Annotated in this window: 18 protein-coding genes; 11 read left to right on the top strand and 7 right to left on the bottom strand. The window is 66.1% G+C overall.

Translation table 11 applies throughout. The features are described from left to right. Positions 1 to 3: 3 nt before the first annotated feature. Positions 4 to 222 (bottom strand): hypothetical protein, encoded by a 219-nt coding sequence (locus FA89_RS04830; protein ID WP_036138742.1) that lies wholly within the window; start codon positions 220 to 222, stop codon positions 4 to 6. Positions 223 to 330: 108 nt separating this feature from the next. On the opposite strand from FA89_RS04830, the gene FA89_RS04835 reads away from it, so the two are divergent. From FA89_RS04835 to FA89_RS04880, 11 genes are all read left to right on the top strand, one after another. Then, a complete protein-coding gene (locus tag FA89_RS04835) occupies positions 331 to 879 on the top strand; it encodes a lipocalin family protein (RefSeq protein ID WP_081916354.1) in 549 nt (182 codons plus the stop codon). Positions 880 to 955: 76 nt separating this feature from the next. Next, complete coding sequence (gene aroE / locus FA89_RS04840; protein ID WP_036138746.1) at positions 956 to 1,786, top strand: shikimate dehydrogenase; 831 nt, start codon at positions 956 to 958, stop codon at positions 1,784 to 1,786. After that, positions 1,783 to 2,046, top strand: a complete 264-nt coding sequence (locus tag FA89_RS19540; RefSeq protein WP_240003951.1) for a YkgJ family cysteine cluster protein — start codon at positions 1,783 to 1,785, stop codon at positions 2,044 to 2,046. Before aroE ends, FA89_RS19540 begins: the two co-directional genes overlap by 4 nt. Before the next feature lie 172 nt (positions 2,047 to 2,218). Then, positions 2,219 to 4,519 (top strand): TonB-dependent receptor family protein, encoded by a 2,301-nt coding sequence (locus FA89_RS04845; RefSeq protein WP_036138748.1) that lies wholly within the window; start codon positions 2,219 to 2,221, stop codon positions 4,517 to 4,519. Between the two features lie 118 nt (positions 4,520 to 4,637). Continuing rightward, positions 4,638 to 5,168, top strand: coding sequence for a hypothetical protein (locus FA89_RS04850; RefSeq protein WP_036138750.1), 531 nt, complete (start codon positions 4,638 to 4,640; stop codon positions 5,166 to 5,168). Positions 5,169 to 5,205: 37 nt separating this feature from the next. Continuing rightward, positions 5,206 to 5,739 (top strand): gamma carbonic anhydrase family protein, encoded by a 534-nt coding sequence (locus tag FA89_RS04855; protein ID WP_036138753.1) that lies wholly within the window; start codon positions 5,206 to 5,208, stop codon positions 5,737 to 5,739. A gap of 92 nt (positions 5,740 to 5,831) precedes the next feature. Next, positions 5,832 to 7,877, top strand: coding sequence for a M3 family metallopeptidase (locus FA89_RS04860; RefSeq protein WP_036138755.1), 2,046 nt, complete (start codon positions 5,832 to 5,834; stop codon positions 7,875 to 7,877). A gap of 56 nt (positions 7,878 to 7,933) precedes the next feature. Then, positions 7,934 to 8,701, top strand: coding sequence for an exodeoxyribonuclease III (gene xth / locus FA89_RS04865; protein ID WP_036138758.1), 768 nt, complete (start codon positions 7,934 to 7,936; stop codon positions 8,699 to 8,701). Continuing rightward, positions 8,698 to 9,369 carry a YecA/YgfB family protein gene (locus FA89_RS04870; protein ID WP_036138760.1) on the top strand — a complete coding sequence of 224 codons (672 nt, stop codon included), beginning with the start codon at positions 8,698 to 8,700 and terminating at the stop codon, positions 9,367 to 9,369. Before xth ends, FA89_RS04870 begins: the two co-directional genes overlap by 4 nt. Before the next feature lie 92 nt (positions 9,370 to 9,461). Then, positions 9,462 to 10,292: a pirin family protein gene (locus FA89_RS04875; RefSeq protein WP_036138763.1), complete on the top strand. Its 831-nt coding sequence runs from the start codon at positions 9,462 to 9,464 to the stop codon at positions 10,290 to 10,292. Positions 10,293 to 10,405: 113 nt separating this feature from the next. Then, entirely contained in the window at positions 10,406 to 10,774 is a 369-nt protein-coding gene (locus tag FA89_RS04880) for a hypothetical protein (RefSeq protein WP_036138766.1), read from the top strand. On the opposite strand, the gene FA89_RS04885 is transcribed toward FA89_RS04880, so the two are convergent. From FA89_RS04885 to FA89_RS04910, 6 genes are all read right to left on the bottom strand, one after another. After that, positions 10,771 to 13,581 carry a hypothetical protein gene (locus FA89_RS04885; protein ID WP_051938538.1) on the bottom strand — a complete coding sequence of 937 codons (2,811 nt, stop codon included), beginning with the start codon at positions 13,579 to 13,581 and terminating at the stop codon, positions 10,771 to 10,773. The two genes, FA89_RS04880 and FA89_RS04885, sit on opposite strands and share 4 nt — an antisense overlap. A 4-nt stretch (positions 13,582 to 13,585) precedes the next feature. After that, positions 13,586 to 14,407: a carbohydrate ABC transporter permease gene (locus tag FA89_RS04890; RefSeq protein ID WP_036138768.1), complete on the bottom strand. Its 822-nt coding sequence runs from the start codon at positions 14,405 to 14,407 to the stop codon at positions 13,586 to 13,588. Beyond that, the gene (locus FA89_RS04895) at positions 14,404 to 15,282 is read right to left on the bottom strand and encodes a carbohydrate ABC transporter permease (protein WP_036138770.1); all 879 of its coding nucleotides are present in this window, start codon (positions 15,280 to 15,282) and stop codon (positions 14,404 to 14,406) included. The genes FA89_RS04890 and FA89_RS04895 overlap by 4 nt, the downstream gene beginning before the upstream one ends. Then, positions 15,279 to 16,559, bottom strand: coding sequence for a sugar ABC transporter substrate-binding protein (locus tag FA89_RS04900; RefSeq protein WP_240003851.1), 1,281 nt, complete (start codon positions 16,557 to 16,559; stop codon positions 15,279 to 15,281). Before FA89_RS04900 ends, FA89_RS04895 begins: the two co-directional genes overlap by 4 nt. A gap of 5 nt (positions 16,560 to 16,564) precedes the next feature. Next, positions 16,565 to 18,049, bottom strand: a complete 1,485-nt coding sequence (locus tag FA89_RS04905) for a glucoamylase family protein (protein ID WP_036138775.1) — start codon at positions 18,047 to 18,049, stop codon at positions 16,565 to 16,567. Positions 18,050 to 18,281: 232 nt separating this feature from the next. Next, on the bottom strand, positions 18,282 to 21,317 hold the full coding sequence (locus tag FA89_RS04910) for a TonB-dependent receptor (RefSeq protein WP_051938539.1): 3,036 nt from the start codon (positions 21,315 to 21,317) through the stop codon (positions 18,282 to 18,284). Between the last annotated feature and the right edge of the window lie 131 nt (positions 21,318 to 21,448).

Consider the following 21,448-nt stretch of genomic DNA (forward strand, 5'->3'; position numbering starts at 1 on the left):
GGGTCACCGACGGAACAGCGAGGCCAGCAGTTGCAGCGGCAGGCCCGGTTTCATCGCCACCAGCACGCTGGCCGGTGCCAGCAGCAGCCAGAACGCCGGGGTCCAGCCCAGGGTGTCGCTGTGCCCGGACAACGGCGTGACCAGCAGGACCAGGGCGCCCAGGCCCATCCAGGCCATGGCGATCAATGCACGGATACGGCGGGGCGAGAGCGTGTCGTTCATGGCGGGCTTCCGGAGGACGAGGTGTCGATGGACAGGCTAGGTGCCGCCCGTCTCACGGGCCGCGACGCGTTGACCCGCTTTTGATCCTCTCGGGCGGAAGCTGGCCCCATGAACAGAATCCCGATGGCGTTACTCATGGCGGCCGGCATGGCCACCGCTTCGTGTGCGGCCGATGCACCGTTGAAGGCGGTGGACCACGTCGACCTGCCGCGCTATATGGGCACCTGGTACGTGATCGGCGCCATCCCGAACATGTTCGAGAAGGGCAAGGTCGCCACGGCGGACGAATATCGCCTGAAGCCCGACGGCACCATCGAGAACATCTACCATTACCGGAAGGGCTTTGATAAGCCGGAGAAGACCTGGAACGGCAAGGCCTGGCTGCCCGATCCCAAGGATACGGCCCGCTGGAAGGTGCAGCTGCTGTGGCCCTTCCGCTCCGACTACATCATCCTCGCGCTGGATCCGGCGTACCGCGTGACCATGGTCGGCCTGCCCTCGCGCAAGCTCCTCTGGATCATGTCCAAGGACAGGACGCTGGATGACGGTGCCTACCAGCGGCTGATCGACCAGGCACGCCAGGAGGGTTTTCCGGTGGAGCAGATGCGCAAGGTGCCGCAGCGCGCCGAGGATGCCGGCAAGCCGGGATTCCAGTGACGGTTGCCAGACGGTAACGATTGCTAGACTGCGCTCCCACGGACGCGTGAGTCCGATCGAGAGCCCAGGAGCCTCCATGAGCGCTGAAGCGCATCGTTACGCCGTGTTCGGTCAGCCGATCGCGCATTCGCTTTCCCCGCAGATCCATACGGCTTTCGCCGAGCAGCTGGGTATCCGGCTGGGTTATGAAACCATCGATGTGGCGCCGTCCGGGTTCGCGGACGCCGTACGCCGTTTCTTCGACGATGGCGGACTGGGCGCCAATGTCACGTTGCCCCATAAGGAAGCCGCGTTCGCGTTGGCCCAGCAGCACACCGAGGATGCCTCGCGTGTCGGCGCGGCCAACACCCTCACCGCGCTGGTCGGCGGCCTGGTCCAGGCGCACAACACCGACGGCAGCGGTTTCGTGCGCGACATCACCGAACGCCATGCACTCGACCTGCGCGGTCACGACGCCCTCCTCCTGGGTGCCGGTGGCGCGGCCAAGGCGGTGGCCTGGGCCCTGCTCGATGCCGGCGTGAAGACGCTGACCATCGTCAACCGCACGCCGGAGCGAGCCGACGCGCTGGCCGATGCCATCGGCGAACCGGCGCGATGCCATACGCGTTACTGGGATGGCCTGGACGGCGAGTGCTTCGACCTCGTGGTCAATGCGACGTCCATCGGCGTCACCGGCGGCAGCTTCGACCTGCCGATGTCGATCCTGCAGGATCACGGCACCTGCTACGACCTCTGCTACGGCACCGCCTCTGCCAGCTTCAAGGGCTGGGCCACTGCGGCAGGCACGCACTATTTCTGCGACGGCCTGGGCATGCTGGTCGAGCAGGCCGCCGACGCGTTCGAGCGCTGGCACGGGCAGCGGCCGGATACCGATCCGGTGTACGACCTGCTACGTCAGCGCTTCTGACCGTGGCGCTGTCGTGCCGCGCCGGTTGCGGTGCGTGCTGTATCGCGCCCTCCATCAGTTCGCCCATCCCCGGCATGCCTCACGGCAAGCCGGCGGGTGTGCGGTGCATCCAGCTGACCGAAGACAACCGTTGCGCGATCTTCGGGCGGCCGGAACGGCCGAAGGTGTGTGGTGGGTTGCGGCCTGAGGTGTCGATGTGCGGCGGGGATCGGCAGCATGCGTTGGGGTGGTTGGGGGAGCTCGAGGCCGCTACGCGTTGATCGCGGACATCGTCCGCTCCTACGGGGATCGGTGCGATCTGGCTGGTGTCGGCGGGATGTGGGTGCAGGATATTGCGATGTTGCGTCGTCAACCAGCCGTCATCTGCGGGTAAAGCGGTGTACATGCGCAGCCGCGAGTCTCACGGGTTTACTCCTGAAGGGGATCGACCCGATGTCGTTCGCACGTGCCTCGCTTCGCCGTACCGCTCTCGCCACGGCGCTGACCCTGTCCCTGCATGCTGGCCTGGCCCAGGCCGCCGATGACGACAAGGCGGCTCCGGCCGCGGATGTCGCCACCACCAGCAAGGATGCGAAGCAACTGGACGCCGTCTCCGTGATCGCTCCCGGCGAAACCCGCCAGGTGCAGAGCATCGGCACGGACGAGATCCTTCGCCAGCAGACGCCGGGTAGCAGCGCGTTGAAGGCGCTGGACAAGCTGCCGGGCGTGCAGTTCCAGTCGGCCGACCCGTGGGGCGCCTACGAGTGGTCGACGCAGATCACGCTGCACGGCTTCGACCAGTCGCGCCTGGGCTTCACCCTCGACGGCATCCCGCTGGGCACGATGAGCTACGGCGTCAGCAACGGCTTGCAGGTGACCCGTGCGATCACCTCGGACAACCTCGCCACCGTGGAGCTGGCGCAGGGCGCCGGCGCGCTCGGTACCGCGTCCAGCACCAACCTGGGCGGCACGGTGCAGTTCTATTCGGCCGATCCGGACATGACCCCGGGCGTGCGCTTCAACCAGGTGATCGGTTCCGATGCCACGAAGCGCACCTTCGTGCGCGCGGACAGCGGCGACCACGGCGGCTTCTCGATGTACGTGTCGTTCGACCACGCCGATACCGACAAGTGGAAGGGCTACGGCGACCAGAAGTCCAACCAGGCCAACCTCAAGGCGCTATACCAGTGGGGTGACGGCAACCGTGTCAGCCTGTTCGTGGACAGCAGCAAGCGCAAGGAATACGACTACATGGATCTGTCCCTGACCAGCCAGAAGGCGCTGGGCTGGAACTGGGACTATTTGCAGCCGGACTGGAACACGGCCGTGGGCATCGCCAATGCCCTGAACGGCAACGGTGCCTACCCCGCCTCGCTGAACGGCCTGCCGGCCGACTACGACAAGGGCGACGCCACGTACTATGCGGGCGGCGGCATCCGTCGCGACACGCTGGCCGGCTTGTCGGGTTCGTTCAACCTCGGTGGCGCCACGCTCGACACCACGGGCTACTACCACGCCGATCGCGGCGAGGGACAATGGGCCACGCCGTACCAGGCCTCGTCGCCCACCGTGCCACTGTCCATGCGTACCACCGACTATGGCCTGGACCGCTACGGCGTGACCTCGGCGCTGAAGTTCACGCTGGGCCACCACGATCTCGAAGTGGGCGTGTGGGGCGAGGACGCCAACACCAACCAGGAGCGCAACTTCTTCACGCTGACCGGCCCGTACACGGCGCTGTATACCTTCTACAACGACCAGGCGCCGTTCCTGCGCGGGTTCCTTCAGCATTATGAAACCCGCACCCGCATGGGCTATGCGGAGGATACCGTCCACCTGATGGACGATGCGCTCACCATCAACTTCGGTGCGAAGTCGCTGAGCGTGACCACGGATGCGACCTCACTGGTGCCGACCACGGCCTTCGCGCAGGGCCAGATGAAGGCGAGCAAGGGCTTCCTCCCGCAGGCCGGTATCGACTACAAGCTCGATGCCAACCAGGACGTCTACGGCTCGTATGCGAAGAACATCGCGGCCTACGGGTTCACGCCGTTCGGTACCTCGCAGGCGTCGTTCGATGCGGCCAAGAGCCAGCTGAAGCCCGAGGAGTCGCAGACCTGGCAGGCCGGCTACCGCGCCCATGGCGACACCTTCGAGGCGTCGGTGGGCGTGTTCTACACGCGCTTCGCGAACCGACTTCTCGTGACCACGCCGTGCGTGGCCGTGGTCACCTGCGCCTCCTCGCTCAACAACGTCGGTGACGTGAAGAGCAAGGGCGCGGATCTGGCCTTCCTGTGGAAGCCGGTCGACGGCCTCAGCTGGCTCAACTCGTTCTCGTACAACGACTCGAAGTACCAGGACGACTACCAGAGCTCCGGCACGGTCCCCACCGCCGACAAATACGTGGTCGGCGTGCCGAAGACCATGTTCTCCAGCTCGATCAACTACGCGTTCTCGGGCTGGCGCGCCAACCTCGAGGCCAAGTACACGGGCCGTCGCTACATCACCTACACCAACGATTCAGCGGTACCGTCCTACTGGGTAGCCAACGCCGGCATCGCCTACGACTTCGGCGTCGTGTCGGTGTTCAAGGCACTGAGCATCGGGGCCAACGTGACCAACCTGTTCAACAAGCACTACTTCGCGTCGACGGGCACCAACGGTTACCAGGCGTACGACGCGCAGGGTTACAACCAGACCTTGATGGCGAGCGCGCCGCGGCAGTATTTCGTCAACCTCAACGCGCGTTTCTGAGGTAGTCGCGACTTCTCGTCGCGGTATTGCAACAGTCCGGCGGCACCATGGCCCGCCCGCGGGGGCCGTCCGACAGGGGGACGGCCTGGTTGCGGGCGGTCCTCCCCCGGATATCCCCATGTCTAAGCTATCCATCGCCGCGGTGCCCCGCCGCGCGATCCTTACCCTCGCCATCGCAGTCGCGGCGGTTGCGGGTACCTTGGTGTTCATCATGCAGCAACGGTCGCATGCCATGTCCACCCCCAGCCTTGCCGATATCGCGACGCCCGCCCCCACCGCGGGCGCCGACGCTTCGGGCGTGACCATCCTGCTCGGGCTGGCGCGCGATGCCACGCGTGACGGCCGGCTGATTGCCCCCGAAGGCAACAACGCCTACGAGTACTACCTCAGCGTGCTGCAGCTGGACGCCAACAACGCCACCGCCCAAGACGCGTTGCGCGAAACGCTGCCGTTCGCCTCCCAGGAAATCGAGCGGCAGATCAACCGGCGGGAACTGCAGGACGCCCGTCGCGAGATCGCCCTGCTGCGCGATTACGACCCGACCAACTACACGCTGATCATCCTTGGGGCCAAGCTCGATGCCCAGCAGCAGGTGGTCACCGCCGAGGACGAGGCGCGGGCCGAGCAGATGCGGCGCCGTAACGGCTGACCGCACCGTGCACAGGGCGCGGGGTTAGAATCGCGCCATGTCGAATCCGATCCGGCCCTTCAAGGGCATCCTTCCCCGCCTCGGCGCCCGTGTGTATGTCGACCCGGCATCCACCGTCATCGGCGATGTCGAGCTCGCCGACGATGTATCGGTGTGGCCGGGCGCGGTGGCTCGCGGCGATGTACACCATATCCGTATCGGTGCCCGCAGCAACCTCCAGGACGGCGCCATCATTCACGTCACCCACGATGGTCCGTACAGCCCGGGCGGTTTCCCGACCCTCATCGGCGAGGACGTCACCATCGGTCATGGCGCGGTGATCCACGCCTGCACTATCGAGGACGCCTGCCTGATCGGCATGCACGCCACCGTGCTCGATGGTGCCGTGGTGAAGAAACACGGCTTCGTCGGCGCGGGTACGGTCATTCCGCCCGGCAAGGTGGTCGGCGAGCGCGAGCTCTGGCTGGGCAATCCCGGCAAGCTGGTGCGCGTGCTGAGCGATCGGCAGGTAGAGCAGTTGTATTACTCGGCGGCCAATTACGTGCGCCTCAAGGACGATTACCTGGCCTGATCGCTCCTGAATGCCGGGGCGGGCCCCACGTGTTGCCGCTTGATTTGCCTCCGCGCGGGCTCCACGCTGGGCGCCTGAGAGGAGATAAACCCATGGATACCCGCACCAATCCGCTGCTGGACCCGCAGGCCCTGCCGACGTTCTCGGCCATTCGCCCCGAGCACGTCGAGCCCGCCATCGACAGCCTCATCGCCGCCGAGCGCGCCGCCATCGATGCCATCGCCGCGCCCGGCGCGCCGCGCGACTTCGAGCACGTGATCCTGGCCCAGGAACGCCTGGACCAGGCCATGTCGCGGGCCTGGTCGCCGGTTAGCCACCTGCACTCCGTGGCCGATTCGGAGGCCCTGCGCAAGGCGCACGGCGCCGCGGAAGAGAAACTCACCGAGCACGGCATGGAAGTGGGCCAGAACCGTGATCTCTACGCCGCCGTGCAGGCCGTGGCCGACCGGCCGGATTTCGCCGGCCTGCCGGTCGCCGCGCGTGCGGCGGTCGAGCACGCCCTACGCGACTTCCGCCTGTCCGGCGTGGCGCTGGAAGAACCGGCGCGCACGCGTTTCCGCGAGATCGGCGTGGAGCTTTCCCGCCTCACCACCGAGTTCTCCAACGCCGTGCTGGATGCGTCCGAGGCCTGGCACAAGCACATCACCGACGAGCGCGACCTGGCCGGCATTCCCGCTTCCGGACGCGCCGTGCTGCGTGAATACGCCCGCGAGGAAAAACTCGACGGCTATTTGGTCACGCTCAAGCAACCCAGCGTCCAGGCGGTGCTCACCTACGCGGAGAACCGCGACCTGCGCGAGGCGGTCTACTACGCCTACCAGACCCGCGCGTCCGACCAGGGCCCGGACAAGGGCAAGTTCGACAACTCCGCGCGCATCGAAAAAATCGTCGCGCTGCGGCACGAGGCTGCGCAACTGCTCGGCTTCGCCAATGCGGCCGAAGAGTCGCTGGCGACCAAGATGGCCACTTCGACCGACGCGGTGTTGACCTTCCTGCGCGACCTCGCGGCCCGTGCCAGGCCGGTGGCGAAGAAGGAACTGGAAGAACTGCGCCGCTTCGCCGCCGACGAACTGAAGATCGACAACCTCGAACCCTGGGACGTGGGTTTCGCGGCCGAACGCCTGCGCCAGCAGCGCTATGCGCTGGACGAGGAACAGATCAAACCGTATTTCCCGGCCTCGGCCGCCATCGACGGCCTGTTCATGGTGGTGGAGCGCCTTTATGGCGTGCGCTTCGTGCCGCGCGACGATGTCGATACCTGGAACAAGGACGTGAAGTACTACGACCTGGTGAACGCCGACGGCAGCGTGTTCGCCGGGGCCTACCTCGACATGTACGCCCGCTCGGGCAAGCGCGGCGGTGCCTGGATGGACGTGGCCGTGTCGCGCTTCCGCGACGGTGACCAGCTGCAACTGCCGGTGGCGTACCTCACCTGCAACTTCCCGCCGCCCACCGACGGCGCGCCGGCCCTGCTCACCCACGACGACGTGCTCACGCTGTTCCACGAATTCGGCCACGGGCTGCACCACATGCTGACCGAGGTGGATATTCCCTCGATCAGCGGCATCGAGGGCGTGGAGTGGGATGCCGTGGAGCTGCCCAGCCAGTTCATGGAGAATTTCGCCTGGGATCGCAACGCCCTGCGCGAGTTCGCCCGGCATTACCAGACCGGCGAGCCGCTGCCGGACGATCTGTACCAGCGGATGCTCGATGCGCGGCATTTCCATGCCGGCCTGTTCCTCGTCCGCCAGCTGGAATTCGGCCTGTTCGACTTCCTGTTGCACCGCGATTACGACCCGGCGGTGGGCGCGCGTCCCCTGGACGTCCTGGAGAAAGTGCGCCATGAAGTGGCCGTGCTGCATCCGCCGGCATGGCAGCGTTTTCCGCACGCGTTCACCCATGTCTTCGCGGGCGGCTATTCGGCCGGCTACTACAGCTACCTGTGGGCCGAGGTGCTTTCCGCGGATGCATTCGAACCCTTCGAACAGGCCGGCGTGCTGGACCGGGCCACGGGTGAGCGCTTCCGGAAGGAAGTGCTGGCGGTGGGCTCCACGCGGCCGGCCCTGGCCTCCTTCGTGGCCTTCCGTGGTCGCGAGCCGCAGCCGGACGCCCTGCTTCGCAGCTACGGCCTGGCCTGATCGCACGGCCCCGCGCGGCGCCATGGCCCCGCGCGGCTTTCCTTTACAATGGCGCCATGAAGATCGCTTCGTGGAACGTCAATTCGCTCAAGGTTCGCCTGCCCCACCTCCAGCAATGGCTGGCCGAGGTGCAGCCGGATATCGTCGCGCTGCAGGAAACCAAGCTCACCGACGATAAATTCCCCGTCGACGAGATCGCTGCGATGGGCTATCGCTCGGTGTTCTCCGGGCAGAAAACCTATAACGGCGTCGCCCTCCTCGCACGGGGTGAACTGGCCGATGTGGTCACCGATATCCCGGGCCTGGACGATCCGCAGCGCCGCATCCTGGCCGCCACGGTCGGCGATATCCGCGTGGTCGATCTGTACGTGGTGAACGGCAAGGCGCTGGGCGACGAAAAATACACCTACAAGCTCGAATGGCTGGCGCGGGTTCGCGACTTCCTCGAAGGCGAGCGTGCCCGCCACGAGAAACTGGTGGTCCTGGGCGACTTCAACATCTGCCGGGACGACCGCGACGTGTACGACCCGGTCGCCTGGGGCGAGGACATCTTCTGCTCGCCGCCGGAACGCGCCGCCCTGCAGGCCCTGCTCGATATCGGTCTGCATGACAGCTTCCGCCTCTTCAACGAGGACGCCGGTCTTTTTAGCTGGTGGGACTACCGGCAAGCGGCCTTCCGCCGCAACATGGGCCTGCGGATCGACCTCATCTTGATCAGCGATGCGCTGAAATCCCTGGCCACCTCGTCGATCGTCGACAAGGCGCCGCGGAAGTGGGAACAACCATCCGACCATGCGCCCGTCGTGCTGGAGCTGCAGCTTTGAATACCCCCAAATCCGAATGGCCGCGCTCGCTGGACGACGCGGAACTCGAAAAACTCGACATCTACCTGCGTGCCCACGGTAACGACGGCGACCTGATGCTCGACGGCGTGCATGGCCTGCTCTCGGCCATCGCCATCGGGCCGCTCGAGGTGAAGCCGGAAGAATGGCTGCACGAGGTGCTGCACGACGCCTTCGAGGACGAAGACGAAGGCAACGCCGTGCTGGCGCTGCTTGCCCAGCTCAACGATTCCATCAGCGCGGAACTGGACGTCGACGCCTACGAGCCGATCCTCGGCGAGATCGACACCGACGAAGGCCCCATGCTGTCGGCGGGCGGCTGGTGCGAGGGCTTCAGCCGCGGCATCGATATGCGCGCGCAGCTGTGGGAAACCCGGCTGGCCGAAGATCCCACCCTGATGCAGCTGCTCGGCCCCATCATGGCGCTGGCGGTCGACGAAGGTGTGCTGCAGGCCGACGCGGAGTTCGAGAAACTCACCGACGAGGAATACGACGAGTGCCTGGGCCAGCTGCCCGAGGTGCTCAATGCGGTGGGCGAATACTGGCGCACCAACGGCCCCACGGAAGACGAGCTCAAGGCGATGACCCGCCCGCGCAGCGAGGCCGAAGACGGCCCACCCCGGCAGCGCTCCGGCCACTGGGTGCACTGACGACGCGGGTGAAACGGATCGTTCGCCCGACGAGCCTTGGTCTCGCGCCCGGCAACCGGCATCTTGGTGGGCATCGACACCGGAGTAACGTCATGATCCAACGAACCATCGCGCGCCGCGTTCGCGGCATGGACACCGCCGACGGCGCCGGCGTGAAGCTCAAGCGTGTGATCGGCCAGCCGGCGCTGGACATGCTGGACCCGTTCCTGCTGCTGGACGAATTCCGTTCCGACCAGGCCGGCGACTACATCGAAGGCTTTCCCGATCATCCCCACCGCGGTTTCGAAACCGTGACCTACATGCTTGCCGGACGCATGCAACACGGCGACAACCAGGGCAATCGCGGCGACCTGGGTCCCGGCAGCGTGCAGTGGATGACCGCGGGCAGCGGCCTGGTCCATTCGGAAATGCCGCAGCAGGAGGCCGGGTTGATGTGGGGCTTCCAGCTGTGGGTGAACCTGCCGGCCGCGGACAAGATGACCGCGCCGCGTTACCAGGACATCCCGCCGGGCGACATCCCGGTGGTGCAGCCGGCGCCCGGCGTGACCGTACGCGTGATTGCCGGTGAGCTGGAAGGTGTCAGCGGCCCCGTGGCCGGTATCGCCACGCAGCCGGTGTACCTGGACATCGCGCTGGACGCCGGCGCGCACTACGACCTGGGCCTGCCGGTGGGGCACAGTGCGTTCGCCTACGTGTTCGACGGCACCGCCGCCCGTGTGGCCGGCGAGTCGCTGGCACGCAGCGAACTGGCGGTGCTCAGCGAGGGTGACACCTTGAGCCTTGCGGCCGCCGAGGCCACCCGCGTCCTGGTCGTGGCAGGCCGTCCCCTGCGCGAACCGGTGGCGCGCTACGGCCCGTTCGTCATGAACACCCAGGCGCAGATCCACGAGGCCATCGCCGATTTCCGCGCAGGAAAATTCTGATCGCACCGGCTGAAACTGAACGGCCCGGCGAAGTTCCCCGGGCCGTTTAGCCTTCAGACCGGATGCCATCGCTAGCATCGGCACCCTACGCATTCGCGAGGAATTCATTGCCCATGCGCTTTTTGCTCACGGTCGTACCGATTGCCGCGGCGCTCATCATCGCCGCCTGCTCGCCCTCGTCGCCTGACGCGGCCTCCGCCACCGCGCCGCCTGCGGCGTCCTCGGCCGCTGCCGATGCCACGCCGGCACCTGGTAAGAATGCGCCGGCCAACCCTGCCCTGGGTTCGCCCGGGTGGTATGCCTGGGTGGACAAGACCCTGGCGGTCAGCGACGACGGCCATGGCCCGCGGCCGGATACGCCGGCGTGGAACCAGGCCGTGAACGCGAAGCTGGGCCAGGAGGCGCCACAGTCGGCGCCCGGGTCACTCGAGTGGCAGCAGGCGGTGGATGCCCTGCTGCGCACCCGCGTCGCCACGCACTAGGAGCGCGGCGGCTTCGTGGCCGTGCCAGTGGCTTCCATCGGCACGGTATACGTGGTGACGCCCCGCCGCAGCTTCACCTCGCCCGACGGCAACGAGAGCACCAGTCCGCCGGGAGGGTCTATCGCTTGGGTCAGTGTCAGCGTGGCCTTTCCGCCGGTGGCCTTCAACGTATAGCCGAGACGTCCATACGGCGTGCGCAGGTCGCGTAGCGCGATGCCGTCGCCGGCCAGCCATGCCGGCTGCACCCCCGCCGCGAGTACCATCGACTCGTCGGATGGGCGATCGTAGGCGAACAGGTCGAGCGCGGAACGCACATAGTCCGAGGCGATCCAGGCGTGCGGCATGTCGCCGACGAAGCGCGGCTCGCGCGGGTCCCGCCCGACCACTTCGGCCCACTGGTTCCAGGCCTGCGGTCGCCGGTCAGCGAAGAAGAAGGCGATCAGGTCGCCCACGCGATTCCGCCAGCCGAGGCGGACGAAGCTGGCGATCGTGCGCAGTTCGTAGGGCGTGTAGTCCTTCCAGGCCATCGTGCCGTCGCGTCGCGCCACGAAGGCCCGCCAGTATTTCTCGAACGTGGCGTCCACCAGGGCCTTGGGCAACCGCGCCTGCTCACCACCCGGCGACAGGGCAATCGTGGTGGAGGTGGCGTCGAAGTCGCCCAGTTCGGCCGATCCCGGAATGAAGTCGATGCCTTTCTCGCGGACCGCAGCGGCGATGGACGCATGCAGGTCGTCGCGGAACTGGTCACGCGAGGCACGCAACGCCGTCTGCCGATCGGTCTGCCCGAGCACGCCGGCCAGTGCCACCGCATCGTCGTAGCCCTTGAGCGCCCAGAAGTCGTCCCAGTACGAATGCATCGGCTTGGTCGAATAGCCTTCGTGGCTGATCGACGCCGGCATCAGGCCGTACAGAGCACGGTCGGGGCCCTGCAACCGCCCGGCCTGACGCTCGCCGGCGCGTAGCGTTTCCATGTAATCGACGGCGCGCACCACGTGGGGCCACAGGCTTTCCAGGGTGGCGCGATCATGCGTGTAGCGCCACAACTCGGCCACGCTGAAAATCAGTTCGCCCTGGCTGTCGTTCTCGGGTACAGGATCCGACCCGCGCGCGTCGACGCAGCAGGGCACCTTGCCGTTGGTGAACTGGTGCGGTGCATACCAGCGGATGAACTCGCCGGCGACGTCCTCGTGGCCGGTACGCAGCAGGCCCTCCAGCATCATCGCGCCATCGCGCACCCAGGTGCGCGAATACGAGCGGGTGCCCGGCTGCAACGCGGGGCCGTCACGCGAGATGAGGATCTGCGCGACACCGCTGCGCATCGTATCGATGAGGGGCTGGACCTGCGTCGGCACGCGTATCGCGACACGATCCAGCTTGTCGCGCCACAACGCCGCCACGGCATCGGCATGGCTGGCCAGCCAGTGGCCGGCGTCCGCCGGCAGCGGGATGTCGCCGTCCTGTTTGACGGGAATCACCAGGCCCAGATCGACATGGCCGTGGGACGGCACGTGCACGTCGTATAGCAGAGCGCCCTGGGCTAAGCCGTCGTCGGCATGCAGCGAGCGTGTCGTCGGGCGCTCGCCCGCATCGAGTCGCTCGCTGAGCGTCTTTGGCGTGTTGCCGCTGGCGACGAAGGCGGTCGTCGTCTGCAACGGTACGACCTTGCGCGTGCCGTTCACCACCAGCGCATGGCCGTCCCAGGCGAGGTCGTGGATCGGGCTGGTGCCGCCCGGCGCATTGAGGAACTGCGTGGGTGGATTGACCTGGAAGGGACGCGCGGCCAGGGCGAGCGTGACGTCACGCGCGGTGTCTCCCGCGTTATTCACGCGGTAGCCGACCACCAGCTGCGAGGCGCCGGCGGCGCCCTGCGCGAACGCGGTGGTGGTGAGCGTGAGGTCGCCCTTCGTCCACTGCACGGACGGCAGCGGCAGGTAGCGGTCGCGCAACGACTGCGTGGTGGTGACGTCGGCCCATGTGACCAGCGCGCCGCGATCGATCAGGAACGGTTCGAGGGAGAAGCCGCCGCGGGTGACTTCCACCGCGCCGTCCTCCGAGATCAGTGCGGAATCGCGGCTGCCGCCATCCACGCCGACGATCGTCCAGTACGACTGCTCGCCGGAAAAGCCGCGCGGGTAGAGCCCGCGACGCACGTGTTTGGCGCGCTCCTCGAACACCGCATTGGCAGTGGCTGCGGGCGTGGGCACGGCTTCGGGAGGCCGCGCGGTCAGGGTGAGGTTGTCGAAGCACACCGAGCCGCGGTTCGCGGTGGGCAGCATAGCGTCGCGCGCACCCGGTATAGCGGCCTGGCCGTGCGCCTCCTTGTAGACGACGAACTCCACCTCGCGCGTGTGCCGCAGCGTGCGGTCCTTCACCGGACCCCAGGCGAAGGACACCTGGCGACTGGTCGCCTGCACGGACTGCCAGGCATCGGTCGGGACGAAGCCGGGCTGCTGGAACCACCACACATTGTCGCCGCTGTCGTCGATCAGTTTCAGCTGCAGCGTGTTGGGCGGCATGCTGCCGCGCACGTCGAAGCCCAGCGCGAAACCCGTGGGGAAATCCAGAGGCAGCGTCTTGCGGATCGACGCCGCGCCGGACACGCCGTTGAAGTCATAGTCCAGGCAGATCGCCCGCCCGGTCTTGCCTTCCACGAGCCGCAACGAGGCGGATACATCGTCGGTATGCGTTGCCGCCCAGCCCGCGGTGGTGTCGAAACCATCGAGCAGGCGGGGCGCATCCTTGCCCTGCGCAGGCAGGGTGACGACGGCCGCCGACAGCAGCAGCGAAAGCGAGGCAAGGCGTGACATGGTCCTATCCCTTGACGCTGCCCATCAGCAGGCCTTCGAGGTAATAACGCTGCAAGGCGAGGAACAGCACCAGTACCGGCAGGATGGTGACGACGGAGCCGGCCATCATCAGCTCGCTGTCCTGCACGTGCTCGCGCGACAGCGATGCCAGGGCGATGGGCAGCGTGTAGTGCTCCTGCCCGGTCAGCGCGATCAGCGGCCACATGAAGTCGTTCCACGCGGCCAGGAAGGTGAAGATCGCCAGCGTCACCATGATCGGTTTCAACAGCGGCATGACGATGGTGGCGAAGATGCGGAACTCGCCGGCGCCGTCGATGCGCGCCGCTTCCATCAGGTCGTTCGGGATGCCGCTGGCGTACTGCCTGACCAGGAAGATGCCGAAGATGGTGGCCAGCGCGGGCACGATCACGGCACCGTAGGTGTTGACCAGGCCCATGTACTTCAACAGCAGGAACAACGGCAGCATGGCCACCTGCGCGGGAATCACCAGCGCGCCCAGCAGTAGCTGAAAGAGGCGCTGGCGCCCCTTGAACTCCAGCTTGGCGAAGGCATAGCCGGCCATGAGGTTGAAGGCCAGCGAGACCACGGTGATCGCCGTGGAGATCAACAGGCTGTTGAGCAGGTAACGACCCATGCCCGCATTGAGGAACAGCTGGCGGTAGTTGCCCAGCGTCCAGTGCGTCGGCAGCACGGGCGGCGGCAGGGCGCTGGCCTCGCCGGGTGTCATGAACGACACCGACAGCATGTACAGCAACGGCGCCAGCGCGATGCCGGCCGCGCCGATCAGCAGCCCGTTGATGAGGGCCTTGGCGATACGCGGGCTCATGCAGGCTCTCCCTGTTTCGACAGCCGGAGCATGGCGGCGGTGACGGCGAACATGATGACGAAGAGGATGAACGCCACCGCGGAAGCGGAACCGAGGTTCCACCACTTGAAGCCTTCTTCATACATCAGGTACAGCACCGAGGTGGTGCTTTGCAGCGGGCCGCCTTCGGTCATGACATACGGTTCGGCGAACAACTGGAAGTAGCCCGACACGGTGAGGATGCTTACCATCACCATCGTGGGCTTGAGCATCGGCAGCGTGATGTGGCGGAACTGCGCCATGGCCGAGGCGCCGTCGATGCGCGCGGCCTCGTACAGGTCGCCCGGAATGGCCTGCAGGCCCGCCATGAAGATGATCATGTTGTAGCCGAAGTTCTTCCACACCGCGAACAGGATGATCGTGGGCATGGCCCAGTGCGGATCGCCCAGCCAGTCCACCGTGGGCACGCCCAGGTTATCCAGCACGTAGTTGATCAGGCCGTACTTGGTGTTGAACAGGTAGCGCCAGATCACGGCCACCGCCACCACCGTGGTGACGACGGGCGCGAACAGCGCGGTGCGGAAGAACGGCTTGAACCGCGCCATGGGCGAGTTCAGCAGCATGGCCGCACCCAGCGAGGCCATGAGCGACAGCGGTACGCCCACCACCACGAAGTACACGGTGTGGCCCAGCGCCGACCAGAACAACGGTCGCTGCAACAGCGACCAGTAGTTCTGCAGGGCGACGAAGCGCAGGTTGCGGATGTCCGCCAGCGCGTAGAGGTCGTAATCGGTGACCGAAAGCACCAGCGCCGCGATAACCGGCAGCAGGAAGAACAATCCGAGGACGATCATCGCGGGTGCGATGAACAGCCAGGCGGCGCGGGACGTAGTCATGGGCTTGCCTTGTGGCCGTGGTCGAGCATCCAGCGGCGTTTTTCCAGGAGGCGGTCGGCACGGCGATCGATCTCGGCCGCGGCCTCGTCCACCGTGAGGTCGCCATGCGCGGCCTGCGCGGCGACGAGCTGCATCTCGGTGACGATGCGTTCCCACTCCGCCACGGGCGGGGTTGGCTTGGCGCGGTCCAGCTGGTCGCGGAAAGCCGTGGCCTTGTCGTCATCCTTCAGTGCCGGGGCCTCCCATGAAGAGCGTCGCGGCGGCATGTCGCCGAGGATCTGGTAGAACCGCTCCTGGATGGCCGGGCGCGACAGGAACTCGATCAACGCCCAGGCATCGTCCTTGTGTTGCGAGCGACGGAAGATCACCAGGCTGGAGCCACCCGCGTTGGACGCGCCCGGACCGTTGGGCCCCGGTAGCGCCACCGTACCCCAGTCGCCTTGCTGCGCCGGCGGCAGGCGGTGGCGGAACTCGCCGATGTTCCACGGGCCGGACAGGTAGAACGCATAGAAACCCTGGCCGAACGCGGCCCAGGGATTACCCACGCCGACGTTGGTCATCATCGGCGCCTGCTGGTCCTTGAAGATCGACACGTAGAACGCCAGCGCCTTCTTGAACCCCGGGCTGCGGAAATTGCCGTAGCGTCCGCCGTCGCGCAGCAGCGGATCGTCCTGCTGCAAGGCAAGCGCCAGCAGCTGCTCGAACTCGTTGGTGGGCAGCAGCACGCCGTAGGTGGTGCCGCGCGGCTGCGCCAGCTTGACCATCATCGCCTGCCACTCGGCCCAGTCGCGTGGCGGGTGGTCGTAGCCCACCCTGGCCAGCAGGTCTTTGCGATAGAACAGCAGGCGCGTGTCCACGTACCAGGGCACGCCGTACAGGTGGCCGTCGATGACGTTGGTGGACCAGATCGCGGGGAAATAATCGGTCGGATCGACCACCTTCGACGCGGCGACGCGCGCATCCAGCGGTTCGATCGCCTCCAGCGCCACCATCTCCGGCACCCACGTATTGCCTACTTGGGTGAGGTCCGGCGTGGAGTCGCCGGCATAGGCCGTCAACAGCTTCTGGTGCGCGGCGGTGAGCGGCAGCTGCTGCACTTCCACGTGCAGCCCGGGGTGCTCGCGCTCGAACTCGGGCAGCAGCTTGGCCACCGCCTCGCCTTCGCGCCCGATGGTCCAGAATTGCAGCGTGCGGGTGCCGGCTGGCGGCTTGGCACACGCAACCAGCGCGACGGCCACGGCCAAGCATGCCGCCGCATGGCTCAGGTAACGGGTCACGCGCTTCACCACAGGTCGGCGGCCGTTTCGGCGTCCAGCCAGCCGCCCGAGAAGCCGGCGCGCTGCAGTCCCTTGCGAATGTACGGGTTCTTTTTCATCACGCTCCACACGAAGTCGCTGCGGTAGTTCTCGATCATCAGCACGATCGGGCCCTGGTCGATGCCCAGGTGCACGGTATCGGCCCAGCCGAAGCCCGGGATGATCCGGCCCGTACGCACTTCCGTGTGGGTATCGAAGGTGAGGTTGAACGCATCCACGAAGCCGTACTTCGTGTAGATGTTCTTACCGTACTTCTTCTTCATCTCCTCCAGCGCCGGGATGACGATCTCCGGTGCGAACGCGATGGAGCCGCCAGCGGCCGTCGGCACCAGGGTGCCGTCGTCGGAGATGTAGTCCAGGCCGGCGCCGCGCGCCGTGTAGCCCTGGTAGGTGCGCTCGCGGTCGCCCTGCTTGACGATCAGGCCACCGGGGCCGTTGCTCGCGGTCAGGCCCCAGACGTTTTTGCCGTAGCCGTTCCAGCCGCCCGGGTTGGCGATCGCATAGGCCTGCTGCGAGTACGCGGCGCGGCGGCTGTTCTCGAAGTAATCCATGTCGTGCGCCCGGCCCCACGCATCGCGGATGCCGCGGAAGTCGACCCAGGTATGGCTGTACTGGTGCCCGAACAGCGGTGCGAAGTTGAGGAAGGTCTGCCCGTGGAACTCGCCCCAGGTCTTGTCGTAGGTCTTGGTCCAGGCCTGCCACGCGTCCTCGCCGACCGGGTGGGTGGGTGAGCCCAGCGCCAGGATGTAGACCAGCATGCCTTCGTTATAGCCCGCCCAGTCGTGCGGGATCATCTTGCCGCCCGGCGTCCAGCCCATGCTGATCAACGGCGCGTTGTTCTGCGCCCATGGCCAGTCCACCCGGCGGTAGATCTGGTCGGCGATGTCGCGGATTTCCTTTTCCTTCGCATCGTCGCGGTCGTAGTAGCTTTGCGCGAACAGCACGCCGCCCAGCAGCAGCGTGGTATCCACGGTGGACACCTCGACCCAGCGGGCCTCGCGCTTGCCGGTCTGCATGTCCAGGAAGTGGTAGAAAAAACCGTGGAAGCCAGTGGCGTCGTCCTCGGAATCGTTCTGTGGCGCATCGCGGAAGAACCGCAGCGTGGCCAGCGTGCGGTCCACCGCCTGCTCACGCGTTATGTAGCCGCGTTCCACGCCCACGCCATAGGCGGTAAGGCCGAAGCCCACCGAGGCGATGGAAGCGAACGACTGCGTCGGGTAGTGGTCCGGCACCAGGCCGTTGACCGGATTGCCGCTGTCCCAGAACCACTGGAAGGTGCGTTTTTCCAGGTCGACGATCATGGGGGGGACGGGGCGCAGGTCTTTCAGTGTGCTCGCGGATGGCGCGTGCTTGGTCATGGCCGGTGCCTTCTGTGCCATCGCCAGCGGGACGGCGCAGGCGAGCAGGGCGCCCATGGTGAGGGAAAGACGCTTGATCGTGTTGACTTGCATGACGTGAATCCTGGCGCTTGCGAGGCACGGAACGCACGGTGGGGCCGTCGTCGTCGTGGTTGCCTTCCTCGTGAGGGAGCGCAGGCGATCCTGGCTTGCGCGCGTAAACGTTTACGGCTACAGGGAAAATAAAGGTCCCGAAGGACCGGGTCTCCCATAAAAGAAGCGCCCGCGGGGAGACTCGCGGGCGCCAAAGTATGGCGCATCCGGCGAACCGGACGCGCCGGGTGGATCAGAACTTCAGGCCGACGGTGAAGCGGGCGGTACGTGGCACGAAGACGATGTTGCCCTTCTTGTTGTAGGCCACCGGCTGGCTGTTGAGCTCGCCGTTCGAACCCCAGTTCGTGTTGTAGTCGGCGAAGTTCTGCCAGTTGAACAGGTTCAGGATGTCGAAGCGGGCATAGATCTTCGTGCCTTCGCCGAGGATGAAATCCTTGGTGAGCTGCAGGTCGACGTCGCGGTAGCCCCAGATGTTGCCGCCGACGAGGAACTTCGAACCGCTCGGCGTCGCCGAAACCGGTACGCAGGTCGATCCATCGGCGAACGTGGCGCCGTAGCAGGCCACGTCGTTCTTCGGCAGCGGTGTGGCCAGCGTCAGCTTGATCGATCCACTGATGCCCCACGGCAGATCCAGGGCGCCCGTGGCCACGAAGCGATGCTTCGACACGGCGTTGGACGTGATGAACGGATAGTCGTTGAGCGACGGATAATCGAACGAGTAATGCTCGTTGATATCGCGGTTCTGCTTGGCGTGCGAGAAGGTGTAGGCGAAGCTGGTGCTCCAGCCGGACTCCTTCGTGTACGGCTTCTGGGCCGACAGCAGGACCTGGGTGGTACGCGTGGCGATACCGTTGTCGCCGAGGATCAGGCCACCCACGTTCGGGATGGGCTGGTCGCCCGCGCTGGCGCCGCCCGGCACGGCGAAGTAGCTGCCGTTCGGCAGGCGGTTACCGAGGGTGAACGCGAAACCGTCGCGGCTGAGCACGCGCGTCACCGTGGCATCGGTCTGCCAGTCGCCGATCGTGTTCGACATGCCCAGGCTGAACTGGTCGCTGTAAGGCGCCTTCAGCTTGTTGTTGAGCATGTCGACTTCCTGGCCGGAGTTGCCACCGACGAGATAGTTCTGCAATACGCCCTGACCGCCCAGGAAGGCCGGGTTGAAGGGGACGCAGGTCGACGAGGTCGTATCGCACGGATGGCCCGGCACGTTGAAGCGCAGCGTGGTCTGCGGCAAGGCCTGCTTGGTCACTTCCGTCTGCAGATAGTCGAAGAGGTTACGGTCGTACGCGCGACCGGCGCCGCCGTGGAACACGTGGGCCTCGTCGCCGAACAGGTCGTACGAGAAGCCGAGGCGCGGCTGCCAGGCGCCGCGGAAGTTCTTCCGGTTGTGACCATTGCTGGTGTAGTCGGCGATGTTCACGCCGCCCGCGGCGAGTGCGTCGCCATAGGTCTCACCCGGCGCGGCGCCCGCATACGGGTTCTGCGCATTGATCGCATCGAGCACGCGCTGCGACGTGACGAAGTTGGTGTACGAGGGGTTGGCCTCGTAGTCCCAGCGCACGCCGAGGTTCAGCGTGAGCTTATCGTTGACGGACCAGTCGTCCTGGGCAAACACGCCGTACTGGCGAGCCGTCGTCTTCGCCACGCCATCCTGGCCCGGGAGCGCGGATGCGTAGAACACCTGCCACGGCTCCGCCGAGGTGCCCTGGCCCGGGCGCACGTCGTAGAAGAACTGCGGGTTCTGCGCGGCCACGTCCGATGCCTTCAGTTCGACCGACTTGAACTTGTAGCCGAACTTGACGACGTGGTCGCCCTGCCACTCCAGATTGTTGAACGTGAAGGTATCCGAGATGCTCGGACCCTCCTGGCTCTTGTTCTGCGTCGCGCGGGGATCGGCGGCGCCGGTCGTGATGATCGTCGGGTTCTGGTTGTTCGCGATGTCCTGCGGATACGAATACGTGTAGCCGTTGCCGATCTGCAGCGGGTTGGCGGCGACGTATGCGTTCTCGTAGGCGAGGATCAGCTCGTTGTACCAGCTGTCACCGCTGTGGGCCCACTTGAAGGTGCCACGCGTGTCGTGGTTCTCGCCTTGCGTACCGGCGGACGCGGCCGTGCCGGTACCGGTGCCGCCGAGCTGCGTCTCGCGGCGCACCTGCGTGCTCACCTCGATACGATCGCGGTCGGTCAGTTCCCAGTCGATCTTGCCGAAGTACAGCTTCTCGTCGAACGTGAGGTTCGAGGAGCCAAGCTGCGACTGGACGTTCTCCGGCAGGTCGTTCTCGATGTTCGCGACGCCGACCGCATTGGGCGTGACGGAGATCGGCGTGTTGAATTTCTTCTGCTCGTAGGCGATGAAGAAATGCATCTTGTCCTTGATGATCGGACCGCCGAGAGCGAAACCGTATTCCTTGGATTCCGAATCGACCTTGCCGTTGGTCTTCTCGATAGGCGTGCGGTTACGGAACGCGTCGTTCGTGTAGGTGCCGAACACCTCACCGTGGAACTCGTTCGTACCCGATTTCGTCTCGGCGGTGATCGCCGCGGACGAGACCTGGTCGTACTCGGCCTTGTAGTTGTTGGTGATGACCTTGTATTCGCCGATGGCCAGCTGCGGGAAGGGGTTGCCCTGGCTGCCGTTCTGGCCCGAGACACCACCTTCCTTCACGTAGCTCTTCTGGCTCACGCCGTCGATGTAGACGTTGGTCGAGCTGGTGTTCATCGCGCCGCCGCGCAGCGACGTGTTGCCCTTGGCATCCACGTTGAAGACCATACCCGGCACGGTGTCGGCGAACTCGAGGAAGTTACGCGAGACCTGCGGAATGGTGGCGATCTGGTGCAGCGAGATCGTCTGTCCCACTTCGGGCGTCTTCACTTCCTGCACCGTCGTCGCGGAAACCGACACGCCTTCCATGCTGGTGGCGTTGGCGGCGGTCGCCGTCGCGCCCTGCGCAGGCGCGGCAAGGTTGACCGTCGCCGTCGAGGCCACGGTCAGGGTGATGTTCTGTTCGGTGCCCGGACCGGCATCCACCTTGTACGAGGCGGGCGGCAGGCCGTTGATGACATACGAGCCGTCCTGGCCGGCCGTGGCGTGGCGGGTCAAGCCGGTCTGCGGGTTGAACACCGTGACATTGGCGCCCGGCGTGGCTTTACCGCGCAACGTGGCGTTGGCGCTCTGCGCCATGACCATGCCCGGTGCGATCGCCGTGGCGACGGCGGCGGCAATCACGCTGACCAGCAGCTTCTTCTTTAGATGCATCGACGCTTTCATTTGTTTTCCCCTCTCCCAAATCTTCTTGTGTGTGTTGTCCGGCCCAGCCGGGCGCCCTTCACGGTGGTCGACGTTGATGTCGTGACGCGGTGGGCGTGCCACTTTTCTTCGTTGAGAGCGTTCTGCCCCCG

It is taken from the genome of Luteibacter sp. 9135, assembly GCF_000745005.1.
GTDB lineage: Bacteria > Pseudomonadota > Gammaproteobacteria > Xanthomonadales > Rhodanobacteraceae > Luteibacter.

Bases quoted from the DNA above. Each gene is read 5' to 3' on its own strand.
- FA89_RS04845 (WP_036138748.1), top strand. From the start codon at position 2,219: ATGTCGTTCGCACGTGCCTCGCTTCGCCGTACCGCTCTCGCCACGGCG.
- aroE (WP_036138746.1), top strand. From the start codon at position 956: ATGAGCGCTGAAGCGCATCGTTACGCCGTGTTCGGTCAGCCGATCGCG.
- FA89_RS04830 (WP_036138742.1), bottom strand. From the start codon at position 222: ATGAACGACACGCTCTCGCCCCGCCGTATCCGTGCATTGATCGCCATG.
- FA89_RS04835 (WP_081916354.1), top strand. From the start codon at position 331: ATGAACAGAATCCCGATGGCGTTACTCATGGCGGCCGGCATGGCCACC.
- xth (WP_036138758.1), top strand. From the start codon at position 7,934: ATGAAGATCGCTTCGTGGAACGTCAATTCGCTCAAGGTTCGCCTGCCC.
- FA89_RS04855 (WP_036138753.1), top strand. From the start codon at position 5,206: ATGTCGAATCCGATCCGGCCCTTCAAGGGCATCCTTCCCCGCCTCGGC.
- FA89_RS04880 (WP_036138766.1), top strand. From the start codon at position 10,406: ATGCGCTTTTTGCTCACGGTCGTACCGATTGCCGCGGCGCTCATCATC.
- FA89_RS04905 (WP_036138775.1), bottom strand. From the start codon at position 18,049: ATGCAAGTCAACACGATCAAGCGTCTTTCCCTCACCATGGGCGCCCTG.
- FA89_RS04850 (WP_036138750.1), top strand. From the start codon at position 4,638: ATGTCTAAGCTATCCATCGCCGCGGTGCCCCGCCGCGCGATCCTTACC.
- FA89_RS04885 (WP_051938538.1), bottom strand. From the start codon at position 13,581: ATGTCACGCCTTGCCTCGCTTTCGCTGCTGCTGTCGGCGGCCGTCGTC.
- FA89_RS04860 (WP_036138755.1), top strand. From the start codon at position 5,832: ATGGATACCCGCACCAATCCGCTGCTGGACCCGCAGGCCCTGCCGACG.
- FA89_RS04875 (WP_036138763.1), top strand. From the start codon at position 9,462: ATGATCCAACGAACCATCGCGCGCCGCGTTCGCGGCATGGACACCGCC.
- FA89_RS04910 (WP_051938539.1), bottom strand. From the start codon at position 21,317: ATGAAAGCGTCGATGCATCTAAAGAAGAAGCTGCTGGTCAGCGTGATT.
- FA89_RS04895 (WP_036138770.1), bottom strand. From the start codon at position 15,282: ATGACTACGTCCCGCGCCGCCTGGCTGTTCATCGCACCCGCGATGATC.
- FA89_RS04890 (WP_036138768.1), bottom strand. From the start codon at position 14,407: ATGAGCCCGCGTATCGCCAAGGCCCTCATCAACGGGCTGCTGATCGGC.